We start from the raw sequence: 466 nt of genomic DNA on the forward strand, positions 1-466 counted from the left end.
CCTCGGTCACGGTCCGAGACGGCGACACCGAGCTGTTCCGCTACGTGTACCAGCCGGACACCGTCCAACTGGAATCGCCCAAGCCCTACATCCACCCCCTGCGCACCCGGGCCGGCAAGCTGGTCAGCCTGTTCCGCCCCCACGACCACGTATGGCACAAGGGCATCGCGTGGTCCCTGCCCCACGTGGGCGAGGAGAACTTCTGGGGTGGTCCCACGTACATCCACGGGCGCTTCTACGTCCAGCTGGCGAACAACGGAACCCAGGCGCACCGCCGTATCGCCGCCATGAACCGAGACGCCGATACCGCAACCTTCGCTCACGACCTGGACTGGATCACCCAGTCCGGCGCACTGTTCTTCACGGAACGCAGGACGCTGCGGGCGCACTTGATCTCCCCGGACGCCTGGGCGTTGACGTTCGAGACGCAGATGACGAACGTCTCCGGAACGGACGTCGCCATGGG

At 66.1% G+C, this 466-nt stretch carries 1 protein-coding gene; it reads left to right on the plus strand.

The window, feature by feature from the left end:
- A partial coding sequence (locus IG99_RS43590) for a DUF6807 family protein (protein ID WP_037684600.1) occupies window positions 1–466 on the plus strand: 466 nt, incomplete at both ends.

Origin of the sequence: Streptomyces griseus subsp. griseus, from assembly GCF_000720255.1 — a bacterium.
GTDB classification, from domain to species: domain Bacteria; phylum Actinomycetota; class Actinomycetes; order Streptomycetales; family Streptomycetaceae; genus Streptomyces; species Streptomyces griseus_I.